Raw genomic sequence first — 20797 nt, 5'->3', positions numbered from 1 at the left:
ACCAACGAAAAAGGCCCGCCGAAGCGGGCCTTGCAGTGGCGGACGGCGGCGCCGGCGCTTACTTCAGCGTCTTGAGCCGGTTGCTCGCCGCCTGCGCGCCCTCGGTGCCGGGATACTTCGCCACCACCTGCTCCAGCGTCTTGCGCGCGGCCGCCTTCTGGCCGGACTCGAGCTGGTTGTTGGCAATGGCGATCATCGCGTCCGGCACCTTGGGGTGCGTCGGGTTGGCGTTGACCATGTTCTGCAGCACGAAGGTGGAACCCTTGTAGTCGCGCTGCGCGTACAGCGAGTTGCCGAGCCAGTACTGTGCCAGCGGCAGGTACGGGCTCTGCGGGTACTTCTTCACGAACGCCGAGAACGAATTTCCCGCGCTCTTGAAATCACCCGCCTGGAACTGCTTGAGCGCGGCATCGTATTCGGGCTTTTCGCCGGGCTGCGCGATGCCTTCGCGACCTTCGACCGTAACCTGCTGCGGCTCGAATTTCTTCAGGCGCGCATCGAGGTCGGCGTAGTAGTCCTTCTGCTGCTTCTGCAGCGTGTCCACCGTGTTCTGCAGGACTTCGTTCTGGCCGCGCAGCCGCGCCACTTCCTGGCGCAGGCCTTCGAGCTGGTTCTGCATGTCGAGCAGGTTGCGGCTGTTCTGCTCGATGCGCTGCGTCGCGGTCGCCTGGAAACCGTTGAACTGGTCGCGCAGGCTGATGACGGCCTTGCGGGCCTCGTCATCGTCGAACACTCCGGCATGCGCCTGCGACAGCGGCAGCATCATGCCGCCGCCGGCGACGGCGGCGAGCCACAACAGGGTGGAAACGCGTGCTTTCATGGAAGGCGGTCCAGATCAGTAGTTGATGTCCGCGCGACGGTTCTCGGCCCACGAGGCTTCATCGTGGCCGGTCGCCTTGGGCTTTTCCTTGCCCAGGCTGACGGCTTCCATCTGCGCGTCGGGCACGCCCATCGAGGCCAGCGAGCGGCGCACGGCTTCGGCGCGCTTCTGGCCCAGCGCCAGGTTGTACTCGCTGGTGCCGCGTTCGTCGGTGTTGCCCTGGATCAGGATCTTGCGGCCCTTGTTGGTGCCCAGGTACTTGGCGTGCGCGCCCAGCATGCCCTGGTAGTCGGCCTTGACGGTGTAGCTGTCGAAGTCGAAGTAGACGCTGCGCTTGGCCAGCGGGCTGTTCGGGTCGTTGAGCGGATCGGCCGCGGTCACCGGGGTGACGGCGCGCGGATCGGCGCCCGTGCCGGCCGTGCCGGCGCCGGCGTTGGCGGTATCGTCGAGCTTGACGCCGGAGCTGCATGCGCCCAGGGCAAGCAGTGCGGCAACGGCAAGGGTTTTGGTCATCAGTTGAGGCATGGTGAATGACTCCTGTTATTGCATGAAAGGACCCCAGGACGGCTCGCGGACATCGCCGGACTGGAGGGACAGAACCTGCCGGGTACGCCCGTCAGTGGACACCGCCGCCAGCACCGCGCGACCGCCCACGCGGGTGGCATAAAGGATGTACTTGCCGTTGGCGGCGAAGCTGGGCGCCTCGTCGTTGGCCGTATCGGTCAGCGACGTCACGTCGCCGTTGGTCAGGTCCTGCAACTGCAGCTTGAAGCCGCCCCCGCGCGAAATGTACGCCAGGTACTTGCCGTCCGGCGAAATGCGCGGGCTGACGTTGTAGCTGCCCTTGAACGTCACGCGTTGCGCCCCGCCGCCCTCCTCGCCGGAGGCGGGCATGCGGTAGATCTGCGGCGCACCGCCGCGATCGCTGGTGAAATAGATGCTCTTGCCGTCGGGCGAGTACTGCGGCTCGGTGTCGATGGCGCTGCTGCGCGACAGGCGGCGGATGCCCGAGCCGTCGGCGTTGACCTGGTAGACCTGGGTATTGCCGTCACGCGACAGCGCCAGCGCCAGGTAGCGGCCGTCCGGCGACCACGACGGCGCGCTGTTGTTGCCCTTCTGGTTCGACACCAGCGTGCGCTTGCCGCTGGCCAGGTCGTGCACATAGACCACCGGCTTCTTGGCCTCGAACGAGACATAGGCCACGCGCGCGCCGTCCGGCGACCACGACGGCGAGATGATGGGCTCGTTGCTGGTCAGCGCCACCTGCGCGTTCTGCCCGTCCGAATCCGAGATCAGCAGCTGGTAGCGGCCGCCCACCTTGGACACGTAGGACAGGCGCGTGGCAAACACGCCGCGCTCGCCCAGCAACTTTTCATAGATGTAGTCGGCGATCTTGTGCGCGGTCACGCGCAGCTGCGACTGGTTGACGGTGAAGGCCAGCCCGCCCAGGCTCTGGCCCTTGACGGTGTCGTACAGGCGGAAGCGCACTTCGTACTTGCCGCCCGCGGCCGGGGTCACGCTGCCGGCGACGAAGGCATCGGCGCCGCGCGCCTTCCAGCTGCCCAGGTCGACATTGGCGGATTCGGCCACGGTGGCGCCGCCCGGGTCTACGTTGCGGAAGCGGCCGCTGCGGGCCAGGTCCGAACGGATGATCGCGGTCAGGTTCTGCGGGGCCTGGGCCTCGCCCTGGAAGTTGGCGGTGGCGACCGGGAACTGGCTGCTGCCGACCCCGGAGATCTCAACATTCAGTTGTGCGTGCGCGGCGCCCGCGGCCAGGGTCATGGCCGCGGCCAGCCACGCCATCAGCGCGCGCCGGCCCGCCAGCGGCATCGGCCGGCCGGGGCCTCGGGATGCGGGGGAATTTGCGTTGTGCCGCCTCGCGGACAGCCAGTTGGGGGCCCAAAGCTTTCGCATGCTGCTCCTCAGTCGATTTCAAGTTTCGTCGGGCACGACAGGCAATCGGCAACACGGGCAAATGCGGCATTGCAGCGCGTGGCGCATGCCCCGTCTGCGTGCATACCGCACCGTCGGCTGCGTCAGGCAACCTGTCATGCTAGCGCTGGGACCGGAACCCGGCGATGAAGGTTGCATTATGTTGCAAATCATGCCGTGCCGTTCACCCGGTCCCACTCAGTCCTTCGGCCGGAAGGTAATGGTGAAGCTGGCCGGCGCCTTGCCGTTCTCGTCGCGCGGCAGCGGATCGGAACGCTCCACCGCGCGCAGCACGGCATTGTCCCAGCCGGAGTTGCCGCTGGACTTGGACAGCCGCGCCGACAGCAGCGAACCGTCCGGGGCCAGCTGCACCGAGACCACCGCGGTCGGGTTGCCCGGCACGTCCTCGGTAAAGACGATGTTCGGCTTGACGCGGCGCCGCACGCGATCGGCATAGCCGGGCGAAGCCTTGCCGCCACCGCCGGCACCGGCGCCGGCCGCATTGCCGACCCCGCCACCGCCTGCGCCCGAGCCGCCGGCCAGCGCCTGCAGGCGCGCCAGCTCGCTCTTGCGCTGGGCGTTGGCAGCAGCTTCGCGCTTGGCCTTGGCGTCGGCATCCGCCTTGGCCTTGGCGTCGGCCTGGGCTTTCGCCTTGGCGTCGGCCTGGGCCTTGGCCTTGGCATCGGCCTGCGCCCTGGCCTTGGCCTCGGCGGCTTCCTTGCGTTCGCGCTCGGCCTGTTCCTTGCGCTCCTGCTCCTGCTGCGCGGCCTTTTTCTTCGCGTCTTCCTTGCGCTGCGCTTCCTTGCGCTCGGCCTCGCGCCGCTCGGCTTCCTTGCGGTCGGCCTCCTTGCGCTCCGCCTCCTTGCGCAGGGCGTCCTTGCGTGCTTCTTCCTTGCGTGCTTCTTCCTTGCGTGCTTCTTCCTTGCGCGCTTCTTCCTTGCGCTCTGCGTCCTTGCGTGCCGCTTCCTTGCGCTCGGCTTCTTCGCGCGCGGCCGCCTCGGCGCGGCGCTTCTTCTGCTCCAGCGCGATATCGGCGTCGTCCTCGACCTTGCTCTTCACCTGGGGCGGCGGCGGCGCCGGACGCGGCTGCACCACCGGCTCGGGCTCTGGCTGCGGCTGCGGCCGCGGCGGCAGCTGCGGGGGTGCGGTGGCGGCGGGGATTTCCTCCCACAGTTCGGCCTCGGCCCCGACCGGGGTGCTGCTCTGCCAGCTCACGCCGTAGTACAGCACCACGGCGAGCAGCAGGTGCATGAGCAGCGCGAGCAGGAAGGAACGCAGGGTTCCCCGCTCCTTGACCGGCTGGTAGGGATAGGCGGCGGCGGTCGTCATCAAGCGCAACGGCAATCGGATAGGGGCTTCAATACGTCAGGAGGTCTTGGACTTGACCATCAGGCCCACGCGCTTGACGCCGTCGGCTTTCAGGACCGACATCACGTCCAGCACCGCCTCGTACTTGACCGCGCGGTCGGCGGCGATCACCACCGGCTGGTCCGGATTCTCGTTCTGGCGCTGGTGTACGAAGTCCAGCAGGCCCTGCTTGTCGAGCTTGCGTTCGAAGGCATTGCCTGCGTTGTCCTTGCCGCGCGCGGTGAGCTGGCCGTCTTCATGCACGGTGACGACGATCGGGGGCGCCTTCTGCTGCGGCGTGGCATTGGCCACGGTGGGCAGGTCGACGGTGGCTGGGCTGACGATCGGCGCGGCCACCATGAAGATGACCAGCAGCACGAGCATGACATCGATATACGGCACGACGTTGATCTCGGCGCTGGCCCGGCGGCGCGAGCCGCCGCGGCGCTGAATGGCTGCCATTGCAGGACTCCTGGATACGCCGGCCCGGGCGTTCGCCCGGACCGTGGATAGGGGATACGGTTAGCGGGTCTGGCGCTGCAGGATGTTCAGGAACTCTTCCATGAAGCTCTCGAAGCGGATCGCCAGGCGATCGATTTCGGTGGCATAGCGGTTGTAGGCGATCACCGCCGGAATCGCCGCGAACAGGCCGATCGCGGTCGCCACCAGAGCCTCGGCAATGCCGGGCGCCACCGACGCAAGCGTCGCCTGCTGCACATTCGACAGCCCACGGAACGCGTTCATGATCCCCCACACCGTGCCGAACAGGCCGATATACGGGCTCACCGAACCCACCGATGCCAGAAAGGGCAAATGCGATTCCAGCACGTCCATCTCGCGCTGGTAGGCCGCGCGCATGGCACGGCGGGCGGCGTCGAGCAGCGCGCCGGCCTCGTTGCCGCGCTCGCGCGCCTTCAGGAACTCGCCCATGCCCGATTCGAAGATCCGCTCCAGCGCACCGGTGTTGTGGCGGTTGTTGACGGCACTGTTATAGAGCGCCTGCAGGTCGCCGCCGGCCCAGAAGTCGCGCTCGAAGCCTTCGGTCTGGGTACGCGCCGAACGCACCGCCAGGTGCTTGCGGAAGATATAGGTCCACGAAAACAGCGACATGACGAGCAACAGCGCCATGACGGCCTGTGCCAGCACGCTGGCGTGGAGCACCAGCGTTACGATCGACATGTCTTGCGTGACGGTCACGGGATTCATCGTGCTGACTTGATGGTGGCTAGAACGGGGTCGGGGATCGGGGCGGGACGGAAAGTGCTTTTGTCGACGCAGCCAACGCGGATCGCGCCGGTCGCCAGCATCAGCTCGCCACGCCAGGCTTGCTGGGTGAACTGCACCGAAGCCGGGCCGACCCGGTCGATGCGCGTGCGGATCTCAAGCTGGTCGTCCAGCCGGGCGGGCGCATTGTAGTCCACCGCCGTACTGCGGACGATGAACACCACGCCTGCCTGGTCGGCGAGCGCCTGCTGTTCGATGCCGAGCGAGCGCAGCCACTCGGTGCGGGCACGCTCGAAGAACTTGAGGTAGTTGGCGTAGAACACTACGCCGCCTGCATCGGTGTCTTCCCAGTACACCCGCAGGGTCCAGACAAAGTTTGTCATGGCCGCGATTGTAACGGAGAGCGATACCCGTTTCGTGTAAACCCGCAGGACGACTTTGCAACAGCAAGTTGCTGGCCAGGGCCGCGCCAGCCCTTGCCAGCGCTTGTCTGGCGGGTTCACGGCTTGCGGCGGGCGGCCGCCTCGCGCTACACTGCGCGCAACCATTCCATCTTGCGCGACTGGCGAAGTCAGTGGGTACTACCACGAGGAAGCGCAAGTTCTCTGGCGTGAAGTTTCCAGACGCCATGGCGTTGACGCGAGTCATGCCTGCCGCTCGCCTGGGCAGCGAATGGGAAGCAGGGTGCGCCCTGCGCCGACGGCCAAACCGCCGCCGGTGCCGGTCGCCGCTAGCCTTCCCCGCGCGCCCTACCCCCGATGCCCGCATCGGATTCCCTTTTTTCAGACGAGTTTCGCCATGTTCGAACGCAGCCGTTTTACGATCGACCAGATCGACCCCGAGGTCTTTGCCGCCATCCAGCAGGAAAACCAGCGCCAGGAAGACCACATCGAGCTGATCGCCTCCGAGAACTACACCTCGCCCGCGGTGATGGCCGCGCAGGGTTCGCAGCTGACCAACAAGTACGCCGAGGGCTATCCCGGCAAGCGCTACTACGGCGGTTGCGAGTACGTCGACATCGTCGAGCAGCTGGCCATTGACCGCGTCAAGCAGCTGTTCGGCGCCGAGGCCGCCAACGTGCAGCCCAACTCGGGCTCGCAGGCCAACCAGGGCGTGTATTTCGCCGTGCTCAAGCCGGGCGACACCATCATGGGCATGAGCCTGGCCGAAGGCGGCCACCTGACCCACGGCATGGCGCTGAACATGAGCGGCAAGTGGTTCAACGTGGTCAGCTACGGCCTCAACGCCCAGGAAGACATCGACTACGACGCGCTCGAAAAGCTGGCGCAAGAGAAGAAACCCAAGCTGATCATCGCCGGCGCCTCGGCCTTCGCGCTGCGCATCGACTTCGAGCGCATCGGCAAGGTGGCCAAGTCGATCGGTGCCTACTTCATGGTCGACATGGCCCACTATGCCGGCCTCATCGCCGCGGGCGTCTACCCGAACCCGGTGCCGCACGCCGACTTCGTCACCACCACCACGCACAAGAGCCTGCGCGGCCCGCGCGGCGGCGTGATCCTGATGAAGGCGGAGCACGAGAAGGCGATCAACTCGTCGATCTTCCCCGGCATCCAGGGCGGCCCGCTGATGCATGTGATCGCCGGCAAGGCGGTGGCGTTCAAGGAAGCGCTGACGCCGGAATTCAAGGCCTACCAGCAGCAGGTGGTAAAGAACGCCGCGGTGCTGGCCGAGACCCTGATCGCGCGCGGCCTGCGCATCGTCTCGGGCCGCACCGAGAGCCACGTGATGCTGGTCGACCTGCGCGCCAAGAACATCACCGGCAAGGAAGCCGAGCGCATCCTGGGCGAGGCGCACCTGACCGTGAACAAGAACGCGATTCCGAACGATCCGGAAAAGCCGTTCGTCACCTCCGGCATCCGCGTCGGCTCGCCGGCCATGACTACGCGCGGATTCAAGGAAGAAGAAGCGCGCATCGTCGGCAACCTGATCGCCGACGTGCTCGACAACCCGCACGACGCCGCCAACATCGCCGCGGTGCGCGAGCAGGTGTCGGCCCTGACCAAGCGTTTCCCGGTCTACGGCTGACGCTGACAGGCCGCCCGTGCGCACGCGCAGGGGCGGCCGGCAGCTCCGCGCTCCGCGCCACTCCGGCGCGGAGCGCGGGTCTCGCCAACCCGCCCCGCCGCCGCAGAACGACAACACGGACAAGGCAACGGGGTTCAACTGAAGGTGGTCCGGCATGAAATGCCCCTTTTGCGGTCATTCCAATACCCAGGTTCTCGACACCCGCATGTCGGAAGACGGCGATGCCGTGCGCCGGCGCCGCCGCTGCGAAGCCTGCGACCGCCGCTTCACCACCTATGAGCGGATCGAGCTGTTCTTTCCCGCCATCGTCAAGAAAAACGGCTCGCGCGTGGACTACGCCCGCGCCAAGCTGAAGGATTCGATGCGCCTGGCGTTGCGCAAGCGCCCGGTCTCGGCCGAAGCCATCGACGAAGCCATCACCCGTATCGAAGAAAAGCTGCTGGCGCTGGGCGAGAAGGAAATCCCCAGCAGCCAGGTCGGCGAACTGGTGATGCGCGAGCTGCGCAAGCTCGACAAGATCGCCTATATCCGCTTCGCCTCGGTCTACCGCAGCTTTGAAGACGTGTCCGAATTCTCGGACGTGCTGGCCGAAGTCACCGCCGGCAGCGGCAAGCGCTGACGCCCGCGCTTTCCGCTACCAGCACTGCGCCGACGCCACGCCGGCGCGCATCCCCGTGTTCCCCTGCAGCCCCAGGTGGTTGAGGGTGTAGCTGCCGCAGTCGTCCCCCGCCTGCGCGCCGACCGGCGTTGCCGTCGCGCTATAGCTGGTTGCCGGGTTGCCGGCCACCACCGTCAGCTGGTAGTACGCCTGGCCGCCCGACTGGATCGCCACCGGGAACGCCGCGCCGGCATATCCCAGCGCGGCAGGCGTGCCGCCATAGACGTTCTGGGTGCTGAACAAGCGCTCCTGGCGCGCCGCCAGATCCAGCAAGGCGGTCTTGGCGTCGGTGCGGCGCGACTTGCGCACGTGTTCCGTATAGGCCGGATAGGCGATCGCGGCCAGGATCGCGGCAATCGCCACCGTGATCATCAGCTCGATCAGCGTAAAGCCCGCGGCGGCACGGCGCGAGGACGGGAAGGCAGGCAGGTTCATGGTCGTCAGCGCAGTCGGATCCAGTTGAGGCGGGCGCCGGCACCGTTGGCGCCGGGGTTGATCTGGGTGATGGCGCCGCTGCCGCCGACGGTCTGCTGCACCAGGTAGGGCCGCTTCTTCGCCGTCACCAGCGACGGCGTGCCGGTGCCGCTCAGGCCGATGCCGCTGACGATGCCGTTGTTCAGCAGCGGGAAGGTACTGCCGTCGGTGCTGCTGAAGAACGACTGCGCGGCCGCGCCGCCCGAGCCCATCGACACGCCCATGGTGAAGCCCGACGGCACCTCCGCATGGCACGACAGCGCCTGTGACAGCGCCGAACCGGGCGGGATGGTGGTGTTGACGATCACCATGCCGTAGGCGATCACCGGGTTGTAGATCACCTGCTCGCGCGTGGCCGGCGGCAGCGGCAGCTGCCAGCCGTACTTGTTGTTGCCGCTGGCGCAGGCGTTCGAGCCCTGCCAGCACACCTTGCCGGCGCTGACCGTGCGCACCGTGACCGTGCTGCCGGCCGCGCGCCCTTCGGCGGTAATCGACTGCTGCGTCAGGTTGGCGGCGGAAAGGGGCCGGGTGGCACTGGCCAGCGAGGCATAGCGGGCCTGCGCGCCGGCCACCGCGTTCCACCCCGCCATGTCCCAGTCCCACACGCCATACAGCCCCTGCCCGCCCGGCTCGAACACCGCTTCGCTGCCCTGCGTCTGCTCCAGCCGGCGGCCCGTGCCGAACGCCACCACCACGCGCGGCATCGCCGCGGCGCCGGTTCCCGTGCCGGGCACCGAGCCTACCGCCACTTTCGTGGAGATGGGCTTGCCGCCGGTCTGCATCAGCGGGCGGCTGCCGGCGCGCCAGTGGTCCGGATTGTCCGAGGTCAGGTCGAAGCGCCACAGGTTGCCGAACACGTCGCCGGCATAGACGTAGTCGGTGATGTGGTCGCCATCGAGGTCGGCCGGCGTGACATAGGCAATGCCGTTCTTGCCGTTGGCGCCGGCCGGGTCCTGCTGCGGCCCGTAGCCGGTGCCGAGGTAGCGGAAGCTGCGCGAACCGTCGGCCGGGTCGACCAGCATGATAAACAGGCCGGCCGAGCCGCTCTTGCTGCCCAGCCCGTTGCCGAACAGCACCGCCCACTGGCCGTTGTGCAGGCGGCGGATCACGGGCGTGCCATAGGTGTTGCCGAGGTTGTCGCCGCACGCGCTGTCGCCGGTGCACTGCAGCGTGTTGTTCCACTCGCCGATCACCGTGGCGCTGGCCGCGGCCGGGGTATCGCCGAAGCGCTCCGGATCGGTCACGTCGAGCGCGTAGAGCGCGCCGCCGGTCGCCGTCGCGGTCTTGCTGGCGAGCGGGCCGCCGCGGTTCGCGCCCGGCCCCAGCCCGCCGACCAGCCAGGTATGCCAGGCACCGCCGTAGTAAAGGTCGCCGGTGCCGGGCGTGGCATCGACAAACAGGTTGTGCACGTATTGCGGCGAACTGTAGGCCAGCGCCGCATGGGTCGACTGGATGGTGTCGAGCACCGCGCCGGGCATGTAGGCCAGCACCTCGCGGCCGTCGTTGGGCTTGCTGGCGTCATTGCCGACGAAGGCCCCCGCCGCGTTGTAGTAGCCGGAGCGGAAGCCGTGCAGCAGCCCGTCGTTGGCGCCGACATAGACCACGTTGAGCCGCTGAGCCTTGGCTTGCCGGAAGGCGTCATAGCTGCCGGCAGGCTCGGGCGGGCCGGCACGCTTGTACAATGCATCGGTCCACGGCCCGCTGTACGGCGATGACGGCGCGCCGACCCAGGCCGGGCTGGAATCGATGATGTCGCCCAGTACGCCGGTGCGCTTGCGGAACAGCCCGGCGCCGGCCGCGGTCAGCTCCTTGCTGCGGTCCCCACGCAGGTAGTCGAGGCGGTCGCCGCCCGGCGCGGCATCGCCCGCGCTCAGCTTCGCCTTCTGCGCGTCGGGCAGGTTGGCGTCCCAACGCAGCGGAATGCCGCTGCTGCCGCTCCAGGTCAGGATCCTGCGGCTGTCCGGCGCCTGCGCCACCACCGCGGTGCCGGTCGCCGCGCAGTGGCCGCCGGTCAGCGTGCAATGCGCGTTCCAGTTGGCCACGGTGGCGATCGACACCGAGTCGGTGGCGGGATCGTAGAGCAGGTTCTGCGCGCTCAGCTCGCCCCACCAGTTGGTCGGGTGGTAGTAGGCCAGGTACACCTGCGAGCCGGCCTCGACCCGCGCCGACTGCTGCACGTTGGTGCCGGCCGAGCTGCTCGACTGGCCCACCGGCTCGGCCTTGAAGCAGGTGATCTCGTGCACGTTGCTGCCGCTGCCGGTGCCCGCGGCAAAGCCGAAGCGCAGCGACGCCGGCACCGGTCCGTTGGCCTGCGTGATGTCCTGGTCGGTGATCACCGGCGTCGCCGCGCCGCCGTTGTAGCTGTAGGACATGCTCAGCAGTCCGTTCTGGGTCAGCTTGAGCGAATAGACGATGGGGATTCCCCTGGCCCGCGTGGGCCTCGACACCGCCTGCTGGTTGGCGATCTTGTCGGGCAGGTCGCTGATGCCGAGCATGCGGTAGTTGTAGGCCAGCCGCCGTCCCCGCACATCGCCGCCGTCCTTGCCGCTGCTCCAGTCCTGCACATAACCGCGCGCACAGGTGTTCTGCACCGCCTGCGCGCGCTTGCTGGCGCTCAGGCCGTCGGGGTAATAGGCCGGATAGGCGGCGCGCAGGCCGGCCCAGTTGGTGTCGCCCGAGCCGCGCACGCTGATGCGGTTGGCCTGGAAGGCCGGGCCCGAGTCGGTGTTGTCGGCCTTGTTCGAGAAGTTGCCGAACTCGTCGATGCCAATGCCGATATAGCCGCCGGCCACGCCGTCGTAAGCGGCATTGACGTTCGAGCAGCTGTAGCCCAGGCTGCCGCCCAGTCCACCGACGGTGGGGCTCTTGCTGCCGTCGGCCAGGTAGAAGCTGATGCCGTCGGCGCCGGTGCCGCGCAGGTTGTCGCCGCCGTAGGTGACGGTGGAGAACGTGACCTGCAGCCCTTCCTGCATGCCGAAGGTGAAGCGGGACACCACCGCGCCGGTCTGGTTGTCACCGTTCGCGCCCTCGGCCGTGTCGCCATTGGTCAGCCGCAGCGCGCCGTAGCCCGCGGCATCCGGCACGGCGCCGCTGGCGCCCCCGACCAGCTTCGAGTTGCGGTCCCGGTAATAGGTGAAGCTCGACGCGGCACAGCCCGGGATCGAGCCGGTGCCATTGCCTGCGGTCAGGCACGCGCCATTCAGCGCCACCCAGTCGTAAGAGGACGAAACCCCGTTCAGGTTGTCCTGGATCACCAGCGCATGCGCATGCCCCGCCAGCAGCGCGTTGACGACGGCGCTCACGGCGGCGGCAATGCCAGCCAGGCGTGGAGGTTGGCTCATCACTCTTTCCCGAGGTCCCTGGTACCCGCGCCAAGCTGGTAGGTACTCTGCACCACCGCGGCGGTGCCGTCGCTGCCGCCGTAGCCGGCGCCGGTGACGCGGAACAGCATCGACAGGCCATCCGGCGACAGGCCCAGATAGTGGATGTAGAGGCTGGGCGCGCGCGCGTAGTTGACGTCATTGCCGTTCAGGCCGCCGGGGCTGCCGGCCGTCGCAAGACGCATCGAAGGCGGCAGGTATTCCGCCCGCGCCGGCGTCCACGGCAGGCTGGCCGGATCTGCCAGCGCGTTGGCGCAAACCTGCAGGTTGGCCGGATCGTTGGCATCGATCACGCTGTTGCAGGCGGCGCCGGCGGAGCCGTTGCCCTGTCCCAGCCACCATTCGCCGTACTGCAGCGCGCCCTGCGCGGCCTCGAACGCGCGCTGCTTCTCGCGGGTGTTGCCGGCGATCTTCTCCTGCAGGCCGAAGCCGCGGAACATCGTCACCGACAGCAGCGACAGGATCAGCAGGAACAACAGGCCGATGATCAGCACATAGCCGCGCGGCGCGGCGCCGGCGCCGGCACTGGCGCTGAAACGGGCTGGCTGGGCGCGTGTCATGGGCGGTTCATCAGGCTGATGGTCTGGGTCCAGCCGAGCGTGGCCGGCTGGCCGGGCTGCCCTGAAAAGGGATTGGCAAAGGTCAGCGTCACGCGCGCGCTGCGCACCTGGCCCCACAGTGCGCCGGCGCTGACCGCGCTGGCGCTCAGGTAGGTGTCGACGTTGCCGCCGTTGCTGGTGTCGGTGCCGTAGCGCACCCGCAGCGCGGTGATGCCGCCCGCCAGTGGCACCGGCGCGCCGCCGTTGACCGCGCAGGTCAGCTCGTTGGCGGCATTGACCGCAAAGGTGTTGAGGTAGGCGACACTGGCGCCCGAGGTATTGGCCGCGCCCTGGCAGTTCATGATGCCGTCGCCGCTGGCGGTGACAAAGCGTGCCGTCAGCGTATCGCTGGCACCGTTGGCGCCGGACTGGCCGACGATGGCCTGCCCCGCGACGAAATCGCCGAAGGCGTTGCCGGCCAGCGCCGGCAGCGCGTCCGCCGCGACCTGGTTCAGCGGATCCGGGAAGTACCCGGCCGACTGCACCGTGTTGGCCAGCATCGTCATCACCAGGCGCTCGCTGTCCTGCAGTGCCGCCAGGCGCTCCTGGTCGCGCACGGTGCCGCGCAGGTTGAGGAATACCGTCATCAGCGCCGCCAGCATGAACAGCGCGATCACCATGGCCACGAGCACCTCGACCAGCGAGACACCGGCCTGCGCGCATCGATACCTGCGGCGATGCATGCTGCGAGACATTGGGCACGGGATTCGCAGGATCGCTCTCATGGCTGGACGTGCAGCGTCAGGCTTTGCGTGGCGGCCATGGCCGAGGTCTGCGCCGCGGTGGTCTGGTTGTAGGCCAGGTAGTGCTCGCTCCAGGTGGCGGTCAGGCTGCAGCGGATCGGGCGGCTGATGTCGTTGCTGCAGTTGATCGTGGCCGCATAGGTGGGAAAGTGCGCCGCCATGTCCGCGGCCCAGTGCTGCACGTCGTAGGCGGCCATCTGGATCGGCGTGCAGGCCACGCTGGCGCAGTCCGGCGCGGCGGCGCTGAGCGCGCCGGTGCTGTCGGTCACCGTTGCGCCGGACAGCGTGAACGTCTGCGGCGCCGTGCCGGCCGCCCAGAAGCCGCGGTTGCCGTGCATCGCCGCGGCCAGGCTTTCCAGTTGCAGCGCCACCAGCGAACGCCCGCGCGCGATCTGCGTATTGGCCAGCGCCGCCGCCTGCATCTTGGCCAGGCCGAGCAGCCCCACCGAGGTGATCAACAGCGTGATCAGCACCTCGATCAGCGAGAGTCCGCGCGCCATGCGGCGCCGGCGCAGGCAGCCGCTGCGGCCGGTCACTGGCACGCGCCCTCCCCGGCGCGCTGGATGGTCTGCCGGCCGGCAATATTGATGGCAATGCAGCGCGTGGCGTCGTCGGCCACCGGGCTGGTGCGCAGCGTCATCGTCAGTGCGCCGCCGGGCAGCACGGCAAAGCCATCGCGGTTGTACGTCAGGAAGGCCGCGCCGGCGGGCGTGGTGAAGGTGTCGGTAGCGGACCAGCCGGCGCGGTAATGCAGCACCTCGTCGGCCGCCGGCGCCGCGTCCACCGTTCCCGACCCATTGCGGTCGACGAACGCGATCCAGCCGCCCGCCCAGTTGCCGGCGCCCAGGCAGGCGCTGCCATTGGCGGACGGGCACACGCTGACCGGCAAGCCGCGCTTGACGGCCTCGCTGCGCGCGAGCTGCAGGGTGCCGGCCATCGACTGGATCTCGCTGTCGACGCGGCTGGTGCGCAGCAGCGAGATGAACGAAGGCGTGCCGATCGCCGCCAGGATCGCCACCATCACCACCACCGCCATCAGCTCGACCAGCGTCAGGCCGCGGCAGCGATAGAGTTTGCCGCGAACGCCGCTGCCGCAGCCAGCCACGCGCGCAGGCAGGCCCGGGCCGGGCATGGCCGCATCGTGGTGGAGGCGGGGAGGCGCGGTATCGCGAACGCGAACCGTCGCCGGCATGTCAGCGCGCGGGCAGAGGTGCCGCCACCGCTGGACAAGGAACTGGCAGGAAGACCCGATGCATGTTGACCCCCGAGAAATGGCTTTGTTATCTGGGCCAGTCCTCCGCTCTGACGGCGGAAAGTGCGAGCCCGCACCCGAAAATTCTTGTTCTGTGCCTCGCTGCCACCTGTGAGGCGGGCAACGGGATGCCGCGAAATCGCGAACGAATAGCGTAATCGTTACGACTTTGCAACACCCGCGATAGTGGGGAATTTGATAATTCCTGTCAATTGCATCGCGCAGCGTTTGGCGGCGAGCCGGCAAGGCGTTGGGCCGCCGCAACTGACTGCGGGCAAGCGTCACGATCGGGGCCGGCAGGCCCGTGCTTAACACAATGGTGCGGATTTCCCTGCTTTACGTTTCGGCACGTTCGCGGCCGGGACGGCTGGCTAATCTGGGCCCATCGCCTTCACAGCCCATGCCATGTCCTCACCCCCGACCCGTCGTCGAGCGCTGCCGCCGGCTACCCCGCAACCCCGGGTCCAGCGCGCCTACGCGCTGATCGAGGCGCTTGGCGCCCTGTCGATCGTACTTGCCGGACTGCTGCCGATGGCGCTGGTCGGCACCACCGGGCTGGGCTGGCTGCGCCAGCTGGAGCGCCTGGCACAGGCCACGCGCAGCGCGGCCGACGATGCCGAACTGGGGCGCTGCGCGGCGCCCCTGGCCGCGGTCGCCGCCATCGTGCCGATGCCGGATGCCGACGGCTGCCTCCCGGACGGGGCAGCATGGGGGCGGCCATGAGCGGGCTGATTCACGCGCGCAGCTCGCGGACCCGCCCGCGCGGCTTCTCGTTGGTCGAATTGATGGTCGGCATGGCGCTGGGCCTGATCGCCTCCGCCGTGGCCGGCGCGGCCTTCCTCAACGCCCACGCGGCCTATCTCGCCACCACCGACCGCGTGCTGATCGAGGAACGCGGCCAGCGCGCGCTGGCCATTCTGTCCACGCTGCTGCGCCAGTCCGGATGGCCGGGCGAGCCGGCGTCCGGCACAGCCGGCGCTGGCCTGCCCGTGGTAAGCGGCGCGGACAATTGCGGCCAGCCCGCCGTGGCCGCCGTGCCTGCCTGCACCAGGGCCGCGGTCGGTCAGAGCGACGCGCTGCTGGTCCGCTTCAGCGGCAGCGGCCTGCCCGCCGCACCGGCGCAGCCTGACGACACCATGACCGATTGCAGCGGCTATCCGGTCGCCGCAAGCACCGCGGGCGCCGCGGGCGCGGTGGGCGCGGTGGGCGCGGCAAGCACCGCCGCAAGCGGCGGCTACGTCGCGGAGAACCTGCTCTATGTGGCGGCTGGCGCCGATGGCGTGCCGCAACTGCTGTGCCGTTACCCGGCCCGCCGCAATGGCCTGATCGACGGCAGCGGCTGGACCTCGGGCGCGCTGGTGCGCGGCGTGGAATCACTGCAATTGCGCTATGGGCTGGACCTGGACCAGGACGGCCGCCCCGAGCGCTTCGAGACGGCATCGGCGATCCCGCCGCTGGGCGATGCCGCCTGGCAACGCGTGGTGGCGGTCCAGATTGCCATCGCCGTGCGCGGCGACCGGCCGGGTTCGGCCACGCCAGCCGGGGGCAGCGCTGCGGACGCGCTGTCGCTGCCCGGCACCGCGGCGGCGGACTTGCCGCCCGCTGCACCGGCGCAGGCCGGCACCGCGCGCCGCGTGTTTGCCGCCACGGTGCGGCTGCGCAATGCGCCCCGCTGCCAGGAGACGCTGTGCTAGCGCGCTGCCTGTCACGCCCGCGCCAGAGCGGCGCCGTCACGCTGCTGCTGTGCGGCACGCTGCTGCTGATGGTAGTGCTGCTCGCGGCCGCCACGCTGCAGATGCTGCTGTCCGGCCGCCAGCTTGCCGTCATGCAGCGCGAGCGCGAGCTGGCCTTCCGCTTCGCCGAGGCGGCCCTGCGCGATGGCGAGGCCGAGTTGCTGGCGGCAGCGGCATCGCTGGACGCGCAGGACCGCCTGGCTGCGTGGCCGGCGCCGGGTCGCTGCGGCGGCGGCCCGCAGGCAGGCCTCTGCCGGCCCGCACTGGCCGGGCCGCCGGTGTGGCAGCCGTGGCTGCGGGCCGATGCCGAGGTCGGCGCCATCGGCGTGCCGCTGGGGCGCTTTACCGGCGCTGCGCTGCCGGCCGACGCAGCCGCGCACGAGCCGCCGCGCTATGTCGCGGAAATCCTCGACGAAGCGCCGGCCGGGTACAGCGCGCCGGACCCCGCCTCCGCGCTCGCCCCGGCGCCGCGGATGCGGGTGACCGCGGTCGGCTTCGGCCGCAACCGTGCCGTGCGCGCCCTGTTGCAAAGCGTAATCCAGCCATGATCTGCCTCGCGCGCTTCTCCCTCGCCTGCCTGGTCTTCGTCGTGGTTGCGGCCTGCCATGCCGCCGGGTCCGAAGCGGGCCGGCTGCCGCTGGCCTACCGGACCGCGAACGGCGCCTATCCGTGGACCGGGCGCTTGTTCGCCATCGGCTGGCAGGACCTCACGCAGGCGCCCTCGCCCGCGCTGTGGGAGGCCGGCGATCGCCTCGACCGCCGGACGGTGCCGTCGCGGCGGATATTCACGTACGCCGTGGCGGACGGGGGGACCGCGCACGCCATAGCGCTGCAATGGGATGCAGCCACCGAGGCCTTGCATATCGGGGACAGCGCCTCGGTGGACTGGCTGCGCGGCGACCAGGCCCGCGCCGGCCTGCGGCCGCGCGATACCCGCCTGGGCAACGCGGCAGGCGCACGCGTGCGGGTGTTGGCGCCGCCCGCATGGTCGCCCGGCAAGCCTGGCCACGCCGGCTTTCGCCTGCGCTACAGCCTGCGCCCGCACGTGGCCTGGCATGGCACGGCCGACGGCCTGCTGCACGCATTCGATGCCGCGACCGGCGAAGAGCGCGCCGCTTACCTGCCGGGCGCGCTGCTGCCCCATGCCCTCGCCATGCCGGCGCCGGGAACACCGACACTGCCGCCGCCCTGCCCGCGCCCGGAAGCGCAGGACGTCACCCTGCGCGGCGAATGGCGCACGGTGCTGCTATGCGGCATCGCGGCCAATGCCGCGACTGGCAATGCTGCGGCGGCGTTCGTGCTGGACGTCACCGATCCCGACGGACAAATGCCGTTCGTGCCGGTCTGGGAAACCGCCGCGACCGACACCCTGCCACTGGCCGCGCGCGGCCCGGTACGCGCGGCGGGCATCCGTGGACCAGAAGGATTGCGCTGGTTCGCGGTCGTGATCGTCGATGCAGGCAGCGGCGGCGGGACCGGCGCTGGCCGCGCCGGACTTGCCTTGCTGCCACTGGACAAACCCGCCGGCGCGGCATGGGACGGCCAGTACGCCATCCGCATCATGCCCTTGCCGGAACGCGACTGCCTGGGCGGCCCCGCGGCCAGCCAGCTGGTGGCGGTCAGCGTGCTGTCCGATATGAGCGGTGCCGCGCTCGCTGCCTATGCCACCGACGATGCCGGCCAGCTCTGGCGCTTCACCCTCGCCGACGCGCCGCCGGCGGGGGCAAACCCTGCCGCGGCCTGCCTGTACCGGATGCAGGTGGCCACGCAACCAGCCCGCGAAGAAGCCCCCGTGTTGCTCGGTTCCCCCACCGCGCCCGTGGTGATCTACGGCGCCGGCAACGAACTGGCCGCGGTGCCCGATGACCTTGCCACACGCAGCGCCACGGCGCGCACGCCGCCGCAGGTCACGACCCACGCGGCGGACCACGGCCATGTCCTGCGCGCGGCGGCGGGCGGCGCGCAGGCCCTCGGCTGGCGCCTGACGCTGCCCCATGCCGGCGAACAGCTGCTCGAGATCGAGCCGGTCTTCCCCGGCTACCTGCTGTTCGTGACCCGCACGCCGGATGGCGCGCAACGCAGCTACCTGGTGCTGGCGGCGACCGGGGAATCCGCCGCGCAACGCAGCCCCGGCGAGCGCCTGCTGGTCGCCACCGGCCAGTTGCTGCCGCCCGGAGCCAGCGTGTTCGCGACCCGCGCCGAAGTGCCGGGCACGCGCGCGCCACCGGGCGGCGCCGGGCGCCAGGTGTACGCGCTCTCGGTGTGGTCCGCCACGGGCAGCGCCGTCACGCCGATCGCGCAAACGCTGGCCACGCGCCGCACCGGGCGCCTGCGCTGGCGCGAGATCGTCGGCCCGACAAGGGAGGATGCGCCATGATGAGCCTGGCATCGGCCTGCCGGCGCAAGCGCGGCTTCAGCCTGATCGAGCTGGTGGCGGCGCTGGCCGTGCTGGCCATCCTCGCGGCCATCGCCGTACCCGCATGGCAGCGCCACCTGGCGCGTGGCTGGCGCGCGCAGGCCCGCGCCGCGCTGACCGGCGCGATGCTGCAGCTGGAGCGGCATGCGCTCGAGGCCATGACCTTTGCCGCCGCGCCAGGGTCGGACATAGTCGCCGGCGAGTGGCCGCTGCGCGTGCCAGCCAGCGGTCCCGTGCGCCATCTGGTTAGCGCCGGCGCTTGCCCGCAAGCCGCGCTCGATATGTGTGTCGAACTCCGTGCGGTGCCGCAAGCCGCGGATCCCGAATGCGGAACGCTGATCCTGCGCAGCACCGGCCAGTGGCTGGCTCTGCCCGACGGCGAGGTACCGCAACCGTTGCCGCCCCATTGCTGAGGCCCGCATGGACATGCCATGGGATGCCGGCAGGCATCGACATACTGGGGGACTGACGCTGGTCGAGCTGGTCGCCGGCCTGGCCATTCTCGGCGTGTTCACGGCCGCGGCCTATCCGGTCTTCAGCGGCATGCTCGCGCGCCAGCAGGTCACGCTGGCGGCCGACCGGCTGGCGATGTCGCTGGCACTGGCACGCGCCACCGCGCTGTCGCGCCGCCTCGAGGTGACGCTGCAGCCGCTGCCGGGCGAGGCCACGCTGAGCCCGGGCTGGCAACTGGTGACGGCCGGCGCCGGCACGGACCCGGCGGTGGTGCTGTCCGTAGTCGAGCCCGGCATGCCGTGCCTGTCCGTGACATTGCGGCAAACCGTGCGCGGCGCCAATGTGCTGAAATTCCTGCCTGTGGGATACTCTCGTTCTGAGCAGGGCGGATTCCAGGCCGCCACCTTCACGCTTGGCTGCCGTGGCGAGCAGCGGCAAGTCAGGATGGGCGCGCAGGGACGTATCCGACTCTGCACACCTGGCCGCGACCCCGACTGCGAGGCGGCCGAATCCTCCGAGCCGCCATGACCTGGCGGCCCTGCCACCCAATCGCAGCGCCAAGGCCCACCCGATCGCCGAATGTTTTCCGATACCGACCACGCCGCCATGCAACAGGCGCTCGCGCTCGCCGCGCGGGGCATGTTCAACACCACGCCCAATCCGCGCGTCGGCTGCGTGCTCATCAAGGATGGCCAGGTCATCGGACAGGGGTTCACCCAGCCGGCCGGGCAGGACCATGCCGAGATCCAGGCGATGAAAGACGCGCTGTCGCGCGGGCTCGACCCGGCCGGCGCCACCGCCTATGTCACTCTGGAGCCGTGCAGCCATTTCGGGCGTACCCCGCCGTGCGCCGACGCCCTGGTGCGCGCCGGCGTGGCGCGCGTGGTGGCGGCGATGGAAGACCCCAATCCGTCGGTTTCCGGGCGCGGCCTGCAGCGCCTGCGCGATGCCGGCATCGACGTGCGCTGCGGACTGCTGGAAAAAGAGGCGCGCGACCTGAATATCGGCTTTGTCTCGCGCATGACGCGCGGGCTGCCGTGGGTGCGCGTCAAGGTGGCGGCGTCGATGGACGGCGGCACGGCGCTGCATGACGGCACCAGCCAGTGGATCACCGGCCAGGCCGCGCGCGACGACGGGCACGCCTGGCGCGCCCGCGCCTGCGCCATCCTGACCGGCATCGGCACCGTGCGCGACGACAATCCCGCGCTGACGGTGCGTGCCATCGACACGCCGCGCCAGCCGCAGCGGGTGCTGGTCGATTCCCGTCTCGAAGTGCCACTCGACGCGCAGATCCTGACCCCGGATACCGGCGAGTTCGCCCGGCCCGTGCTGGTGTTCTGCGCGGTGGAAGACCGGCAGCGCCAGCGCGCGCTGGAAGGCCGCGGCGCCGAAGTCGTGGTGCTGCCCAACCCGCACGGCAAGGTCGAGTTGCGCCGCATGCTGGAAGAACTCGGCCGGCGCGGCATCAACGAATTGCACGTCGAGGCGGGCTTCAAGCTCAACGGTTCGCTGGTGCGCGAGCATTGCGCCGACGAACTGCTGATCTACCTCGCGCCCAAGCTGCTCGGCGATGCCCAGGGCATGTTCAACCTGCCGCCGCTGGCGCGGCTGCAGGATGCCGAGCAGTTCCACTGGCATGAAGTCCGGCAGATCGGCGACGACCTGCGGCTGATCGCCCGGCGCATCGACGCATAGCGCCATGGCCCGCGGCAGCGCATCG

The 20797-nt window shown here is 69.7% G+C and carries 22 protein-coding genes and 1 riboswitch; of the genes, 9 read left to right on the top strand and 13 right to left on the bottom strand.

Going from position 1 to position 20797, the window contains the following annotated elements; genetic code table 11:
- Positions 1-58 precede the first annotated feature (58 nt).
- The 7 genes from ybgF to ybgC all read right to left on the bottom strand — a co-directional run bounded on the left by ybgF (position 59) and on the right by ybgC (position 5706).
- Positions 59-820, bottom strand: a complete 762-nt coding sequence (ybgF, locus tag A3AG_RS0125725) for a tol-pal system protein YbgF (protein ID WP_018008161.1) — start codon at positions 818-820, stop codon at positions 59-61.
- 15 nt (positions 821-835) lie between these two features.
- Positions 836-1345, bottom strand: a complete 510-nt coding sequence (pal, locus tag A3AG_RS0125720) for a peptidoglycan-associated lipoprotein Pal (RefSeq protein WP_018008160.1) — start codon at positions 1343-1345, stop codon at positions 836-838.
- 15 nt (positions 1346-1360) lie between these two features.
- Positions 1361-2734, bottom strand: a complete 1374-nt coding sequence (gene tolB, locus A3AG_RS0125715) for a Tol-Pal system beta propeller repeat protein TolB (protein ID WP_018008159.1) — start codon at positions 2732-2734, stop codon at positions 1361-1363.
- Positions 2735-2950: 216 nt separating this feature from the next.
- A complete protein-coding gene (tolA, locus tag A3AG_RS0125710) occupies positions 2951-4081 on the bottom strand; it encodes a cell envelope integrity protein TolA (protein WP_051073566.1) in 1131 nt (376 codons plus the stop codon).
- Positions 4082-4117: 36 nt separating this feature from the next.
- Positions 4118-4561, bottom strand: coding sequence for a protein TolR (tolR, locus tag A3AG_RS0125705; RefSeq protein WP_018008157.1), 444 nt, complete (start codon positions 4559-4561; stop codon positions 4118-4120).
- A gap of 60 nt (positions 4562-4621) precedes the next feature.
- The gene (gene tolQ / locus A3AG_RS0125700) at positions 4622-5305 is read right to left on the bottom strand and encodes a protein TolQ (RefSeq protein WP_012353556.1); all 684 of its coding nucleotides are present in this window, start codon (positions 5303-5305) and stop codon (positions 4622-4624) included.
- Positions 5302-5706: a tol-pal system-associated acyl-CoA thioesterase gene (gene ybgC, locus A3AG_RS0125695; RefSeq protein WP_018008156.1), complete on the bottom strand. Its 405-nt coding sequence runs from the start codon at positions 5704-5706 to the stop codon at positions 5302-5304. Before ybgC ends, tolQ begins: the two co-directional genes overlap by 4 nt.
- A gap of 165 nt (positions 5707-5871) precedes the next feature.
- A riboswitch (ZMP/ZTP riboswitch) is annotated at positions 5872-5997 on the top strand.
- 124 nt (positions 5998-6121) lie between these two features.
- On the opposite strand from ybgC, the gene glyA reads away from it, so the two are divergent.
- Together glyA and nrdR are read left to right on the top strand one after the other, a co-directional pair.
- The gene (gene glyA / locus A3AG_RS0125690; protein ID WP_012353558.1) at positions 6122-7369 is read left to right on the top strand and encodes a serine hydroxymethyltransferase; all 1248 of its coding nucleotides are present in this window, start codon (positions 6122-6124) and stop codon (positions 7367-7369) included.
- A 154-nt stretch (positions 7370-7523) separates the two neighbouring features.
- The gene (nrdR, locus tag A3AG_RS0125685) at positions 7524-7988 is read left to right on the top strand and encodes a transcriptional regulator NrdR (protein ID WP_012353559.1); all 465 of its coding nucleotides are present in this window, start codon (positions 7524-7526) and stop codon (positions 7986-7988) included.
- A 15-nt stretch (positions 7989-8003) separates the two neighbouring features.
- Here nrdR and A3AG_RS0125680 read toward each other — a convergent pair whose 3' ends face one another.
- From A3AG_RS0125680 to A3AG_RS0125655, 6 genes are read right to left on the bottom strand one after another with little or no spacing between them, the layout of a single operon-like run.
- On the bottom strand, positions 8004-8462 hold the full coding sequence (locus A3AG_RS0125680) for a type IV pilin protein (RefSeq protein WP_018008155.1): 459 nt from the start codon (positions 8460-8462) through the stop codon (positions 8004-8006).
- Positions 8463-8467: 5 nt separating this feature from the next.
- Positions 8468-11842, bottom strand: coding sequence for a pilus assembly protein (locus tag A3AG_RS0125675; RefSeq protein ID WP_018008154.1), 3375 nt, complete (start codon positions 11840-11842; stop codon positions 8468-8470).
- Positions 11842-12441: a pilus assembly PilX family protein gene (locus A3AG_RS0125670; RefSeq protein WP_018008153.1), complete on the bottom strand. Its 600-nt coding sequence runs from the start codon at positions 12439-12441 to the stop codon at positions 11842-11844. The genes A3AG_RS0125675 and A3AG_RS0125670 overlap by 1 nt, the downstream gene beginning before the upstream one ends.
- Entirely contained in the window at positions 12438-13163 is a 726-nt protein-coding gene (locus A3AG_RS0125665; protein ID WP_240619964.1) for a PilW family protein, read from the bottom strand. Before A3AG_RS0125665 ends, A3AG_RS0125670 begins: the two co-directional genes overlap by 4 nt.
- A 38-nt stretch (positions 13164-13201) precedes the next feature.
- Entirely contained in the window at positions 13202-13723 is a 522-nt protein-coding gene (gene pilV, locus A3AG_RS0125660) for a type IV pilus modification protein PilV (protein ID WP_026164468.1), read from the bottom strand.
- A 32-nt stretch (positions 13724-13755) separates the two neighbouring features.
- The gene (locus A3AG_RS0125655) at positions 13756-14355 is read right to left on the bottom strand and encodes a GspH/FimT family pseudopilin (RefSeq protein WP_018008150.1); all 600 of its coding nucleotides are present in this window, start codon (positions 14353-14355) and stop codon (positions 13756-13758) included.
- Positions 14356-14880: 525 nt separating this feature from the next.
- Here A3AG_RS0125655 and A3AG_RS34100 point away from each other — a divergent pair.
- Genes A3AG_RS34100 through ribD form a run of 7 tightly spaced genes read left to right on the top strand, consistent with a single transcriptional unit; the run spans position 14881 to position 20772 of the window.
- Entirely contained in the window at positions 14881-15198 is a 318-nt protein-coding gene (locus A3AG_RS34100) for a hypothetical protein (RefSeq protein ID WP_145987508.1), read from the top strand.
- The gene (locus tag A3AG_RS0125645; protein ID WP_115678482.1) at positions 15195-16169 is read left to right on the top strand and encodes a PilW family protein; all 975 of its coding nucleotides are present in this window, start codon (positions 15195-15197) and stop codon (positions 16167-16169) included. Before A3AG_RS34100 ends, A3AG_RS0125645 begins: the two co-directional genes overlap by 4 nt.
- Positions 16163-16756, top strand: a complete 594-nt coding sequence (locus tag A3AG_RS0125640; protein ID WP_018008147.1) for a pilus assembly protein — start codon at positions 16163-16165, stop codon at positions 16754-16756. Before A3AG_RS0125645 ends, A3AG_RS0125640 begins: the two co-directional genes overlap by 7 nt.
- Positions 16753-18585: a pilus assembly protein gene (locus tag A3AG_RS0125635; RefSeq protein ID WP_018008146.1), complete on the top strand. Its 1833-nt coding sequence runs from the start codon at positions 16753-16755 to the stop codon at positions 18583-18585. Before A3AG_RS0125640 ends, A3AG_RS0125635 begins: the two co-directional genes overlap by 4 nt.
- Positions 18585-19037 (top strand): type IV pilin protein, encoded by a 453-nt coding sequence (locus tag A3AG_RS0125630; protein WP_018008145.1) that lies wholly within the window; start codon positions 18585-18587, stop codon positions 19035-19037. Before A3AG_RS0125635 ends, A3AG_RS0125630 begins: the two co-directional genes overlap by 1 nt.
- Before the next feature lie 7 nt (positions 19038-19044).
- Complete coding sequence (locus A3AG_RS0125625) at positions 19045-19605, top strand: GspH/FimT family pseudopilin (protein WP_018008144.1); 561 nt, start codon at positions 19045-19047, stop codon at positions 19603-19605.
- Positions 19606-19656: 51 nt separating this feature from the next.
- A complete protein-coding gene (gene ribD / locus A3AG_RS0125620; protein ID WP_018008143.1) occupies positions 19657-20772 on the top strand; it encodes a bifunctional diaminohydroxyphosphoribosylaminopyrimidine deaminase/5-amino-6-(5-phosphoribosylamino)uracil reductase RibD in 1116 nt (371 codons plus the stop codon).
- Positions 20773-20797 lie beyond the last annotated feature (25 nt).

The sequence above is a fragment of the Cupriavidus neocaledonicus genome (genome assembly GCF_000372525.1).
Taxonomy (GTDB): domain Bacteria; phylum Pseudomonadota; class Gammaproteobacteria; order Burkholderiales; family Burkholderiaceae; genus Cupriavidus; species Cupriavidus neocaledonicus.
Note: the sequence above shows the minus strand (reverse complement) of the source record. Positions and strands in the feature narration are given on the sequence as shown.

What these genes read in the sequence shown, in the direction of transcription:
- ybgF (WP_018008161.1), bottom strand. Translation starts at nt 820, where the DNA reads ATGAAAGCACGCGTTTCCACCCTGTTGTGGCTCGCCGCCGTCGCCGGC.
- pal (WP_018008160.1), bottom strand. Translation starts at nt 1,345, where the DNA reads ATGCCTCAACTGATGACCAAAACCCTTGCCGTTGCCGCACTGCTTGCC.
- tolB (WP_018008159.1), bottom strand. Translation starts at nt 2,734, where the DNA reads ATGCGAAAGCTTTGGGCCCCCAACTGGCTGTCCGCGAGGCGGCACAAC.
- tolA (WP_051073566.1), bottom strand. Translation starts at nt 4,081, where the DNA reads ATGACGACCGCCGCCGCCTATCCCTACCAGCCGGTCAAGGAGCGGGGA.
- tolR (WP_018008157.1), bottom strand. Translation starts at nt 4,561, where the DNA reads ATGGCAGCCATTCAGCGCCGCGGCGGCTCGCGCCGCCGGGCCAGCGCC.
- tolQ (WP_012353556.1), bottom strand. Translation starts at nt 5,305, where the DNA reads ATGAATCCCGTGACCGTCACGCAAGACATGTCGATCGTAACGCTGGTG.
- ybgC (WP_018008156.1), bottom strand. Translation starts at nt 5,706, where the DNA reads ATGACAAACTTTGTCTGGACCCTGCGGGTGTACTGGGAAGACACCGAT.
- glyA (WP_012353558.1), top strand. Translation starts at nt 6,122, where the DNA reads ATGTTCGAACGCAGCCGTTTTACGATCGACCAGATCGACCCCGAGGTC.
- nrdR (WP_012353559.1), top strand. Translation starts at nt 7,524, where the DNA reads ATGAAATGCCCCTTTTGCGGTCATTCCAATACCCAGGTTCTCGACACC.
- A3AG_RS0125680 (WP_018008155.1), bottom strand. Translation starts at nt 8,462, where the DNA reads ATGAACCTGCCTGCCTTCCCGTCCTCGCGCCGTGCCGCCGCGGGCTTT.
- A3AG_RS0125675 (WP_018008154.1), bottom strand. Translation starts at nt 11,842, where the DNA reads ATGAGCCAACCTCCACGCCTGGCTGGCATTGCCGCCGCCGTGAGCGCC.
- A3AG_RS0125670 (WP_018008153.1), bottom strand. Translation starts at nt 12,441, where the DNA reads ATGACACGCGCCCAGCCAGCCCGTTTCAGCGCCAGTGCCGGCGCCGGC.
- A3AG_RS0125665 (WP_240619964.1), bottom strand. Translation starts at nt 13,163, where the DNA reads ATGCATCGCCGCAGGTATCGATGCGCGCAGGCCGGTGTCTCGCTGGTC.
- pilV (WP_026164468.1), bottom strand. Translation starts at nt 13,723, where the DNA reads ATGGCGCGCGGACTCTCGCTGATCGAGGTGCTGATCACGCTGTTGATC.
- A3AG_RS0125655 (WP_018008150.1), bottom strand. Translation starts at nt 14,355, where the DNA reads ATGCCCGGCCCGGGCCTGCCTGCGCGCGTGGCTGGCTGCGGCAGCGGC.
- A3AG_RS34100 (WP_145987508.1), top strand. Translation starts at nt 14,881, where the DNA reads ATGTCCTCACCCCCGACCCGTCGTCGAGCGCTGCCGCCGGCTACCCCG.
- A3AG_RS0125645 (WP_115678482.1), top strand. Translation starts at nt 15,195, where the DNA reads ATGAGCGGGCTGATTCACGCGCGCAGCTCGCGGACCCGCCCGCGCGGC.
- A3AG_RS0125635 (WP_018008146.1), top strand. Translation starts at nt 16,753, where the DNA reads ATGATCTGCCTCGCGCGCTTCTCCCTCGCCTGCCTGGTCTTCGTCGTG.
- A3AG_RS0125630 (WP_018008145.1), top strand. Translation starts at nt 18,585, where the DNA reads ATGAGCCTGGCATCGGCCTGCCGGCGCAAGCGCGGCTTCAGCCTGATC.
- A3AG_RS0125625 (WP_018008144.1), top strand. Translation starts at nt 19,045, where the DNA reads ATGGACATGCCATGGGATGCCGGCAGGCATCGACATACTGGGGGACTG.
- ribD (WP_018008143.1), top strand. Translation starts at nt 19,657, where the DNA reads ATGTTTTCCGATACCGACCACGCCGCCATGCAACAGGCGCTCGCGCTC.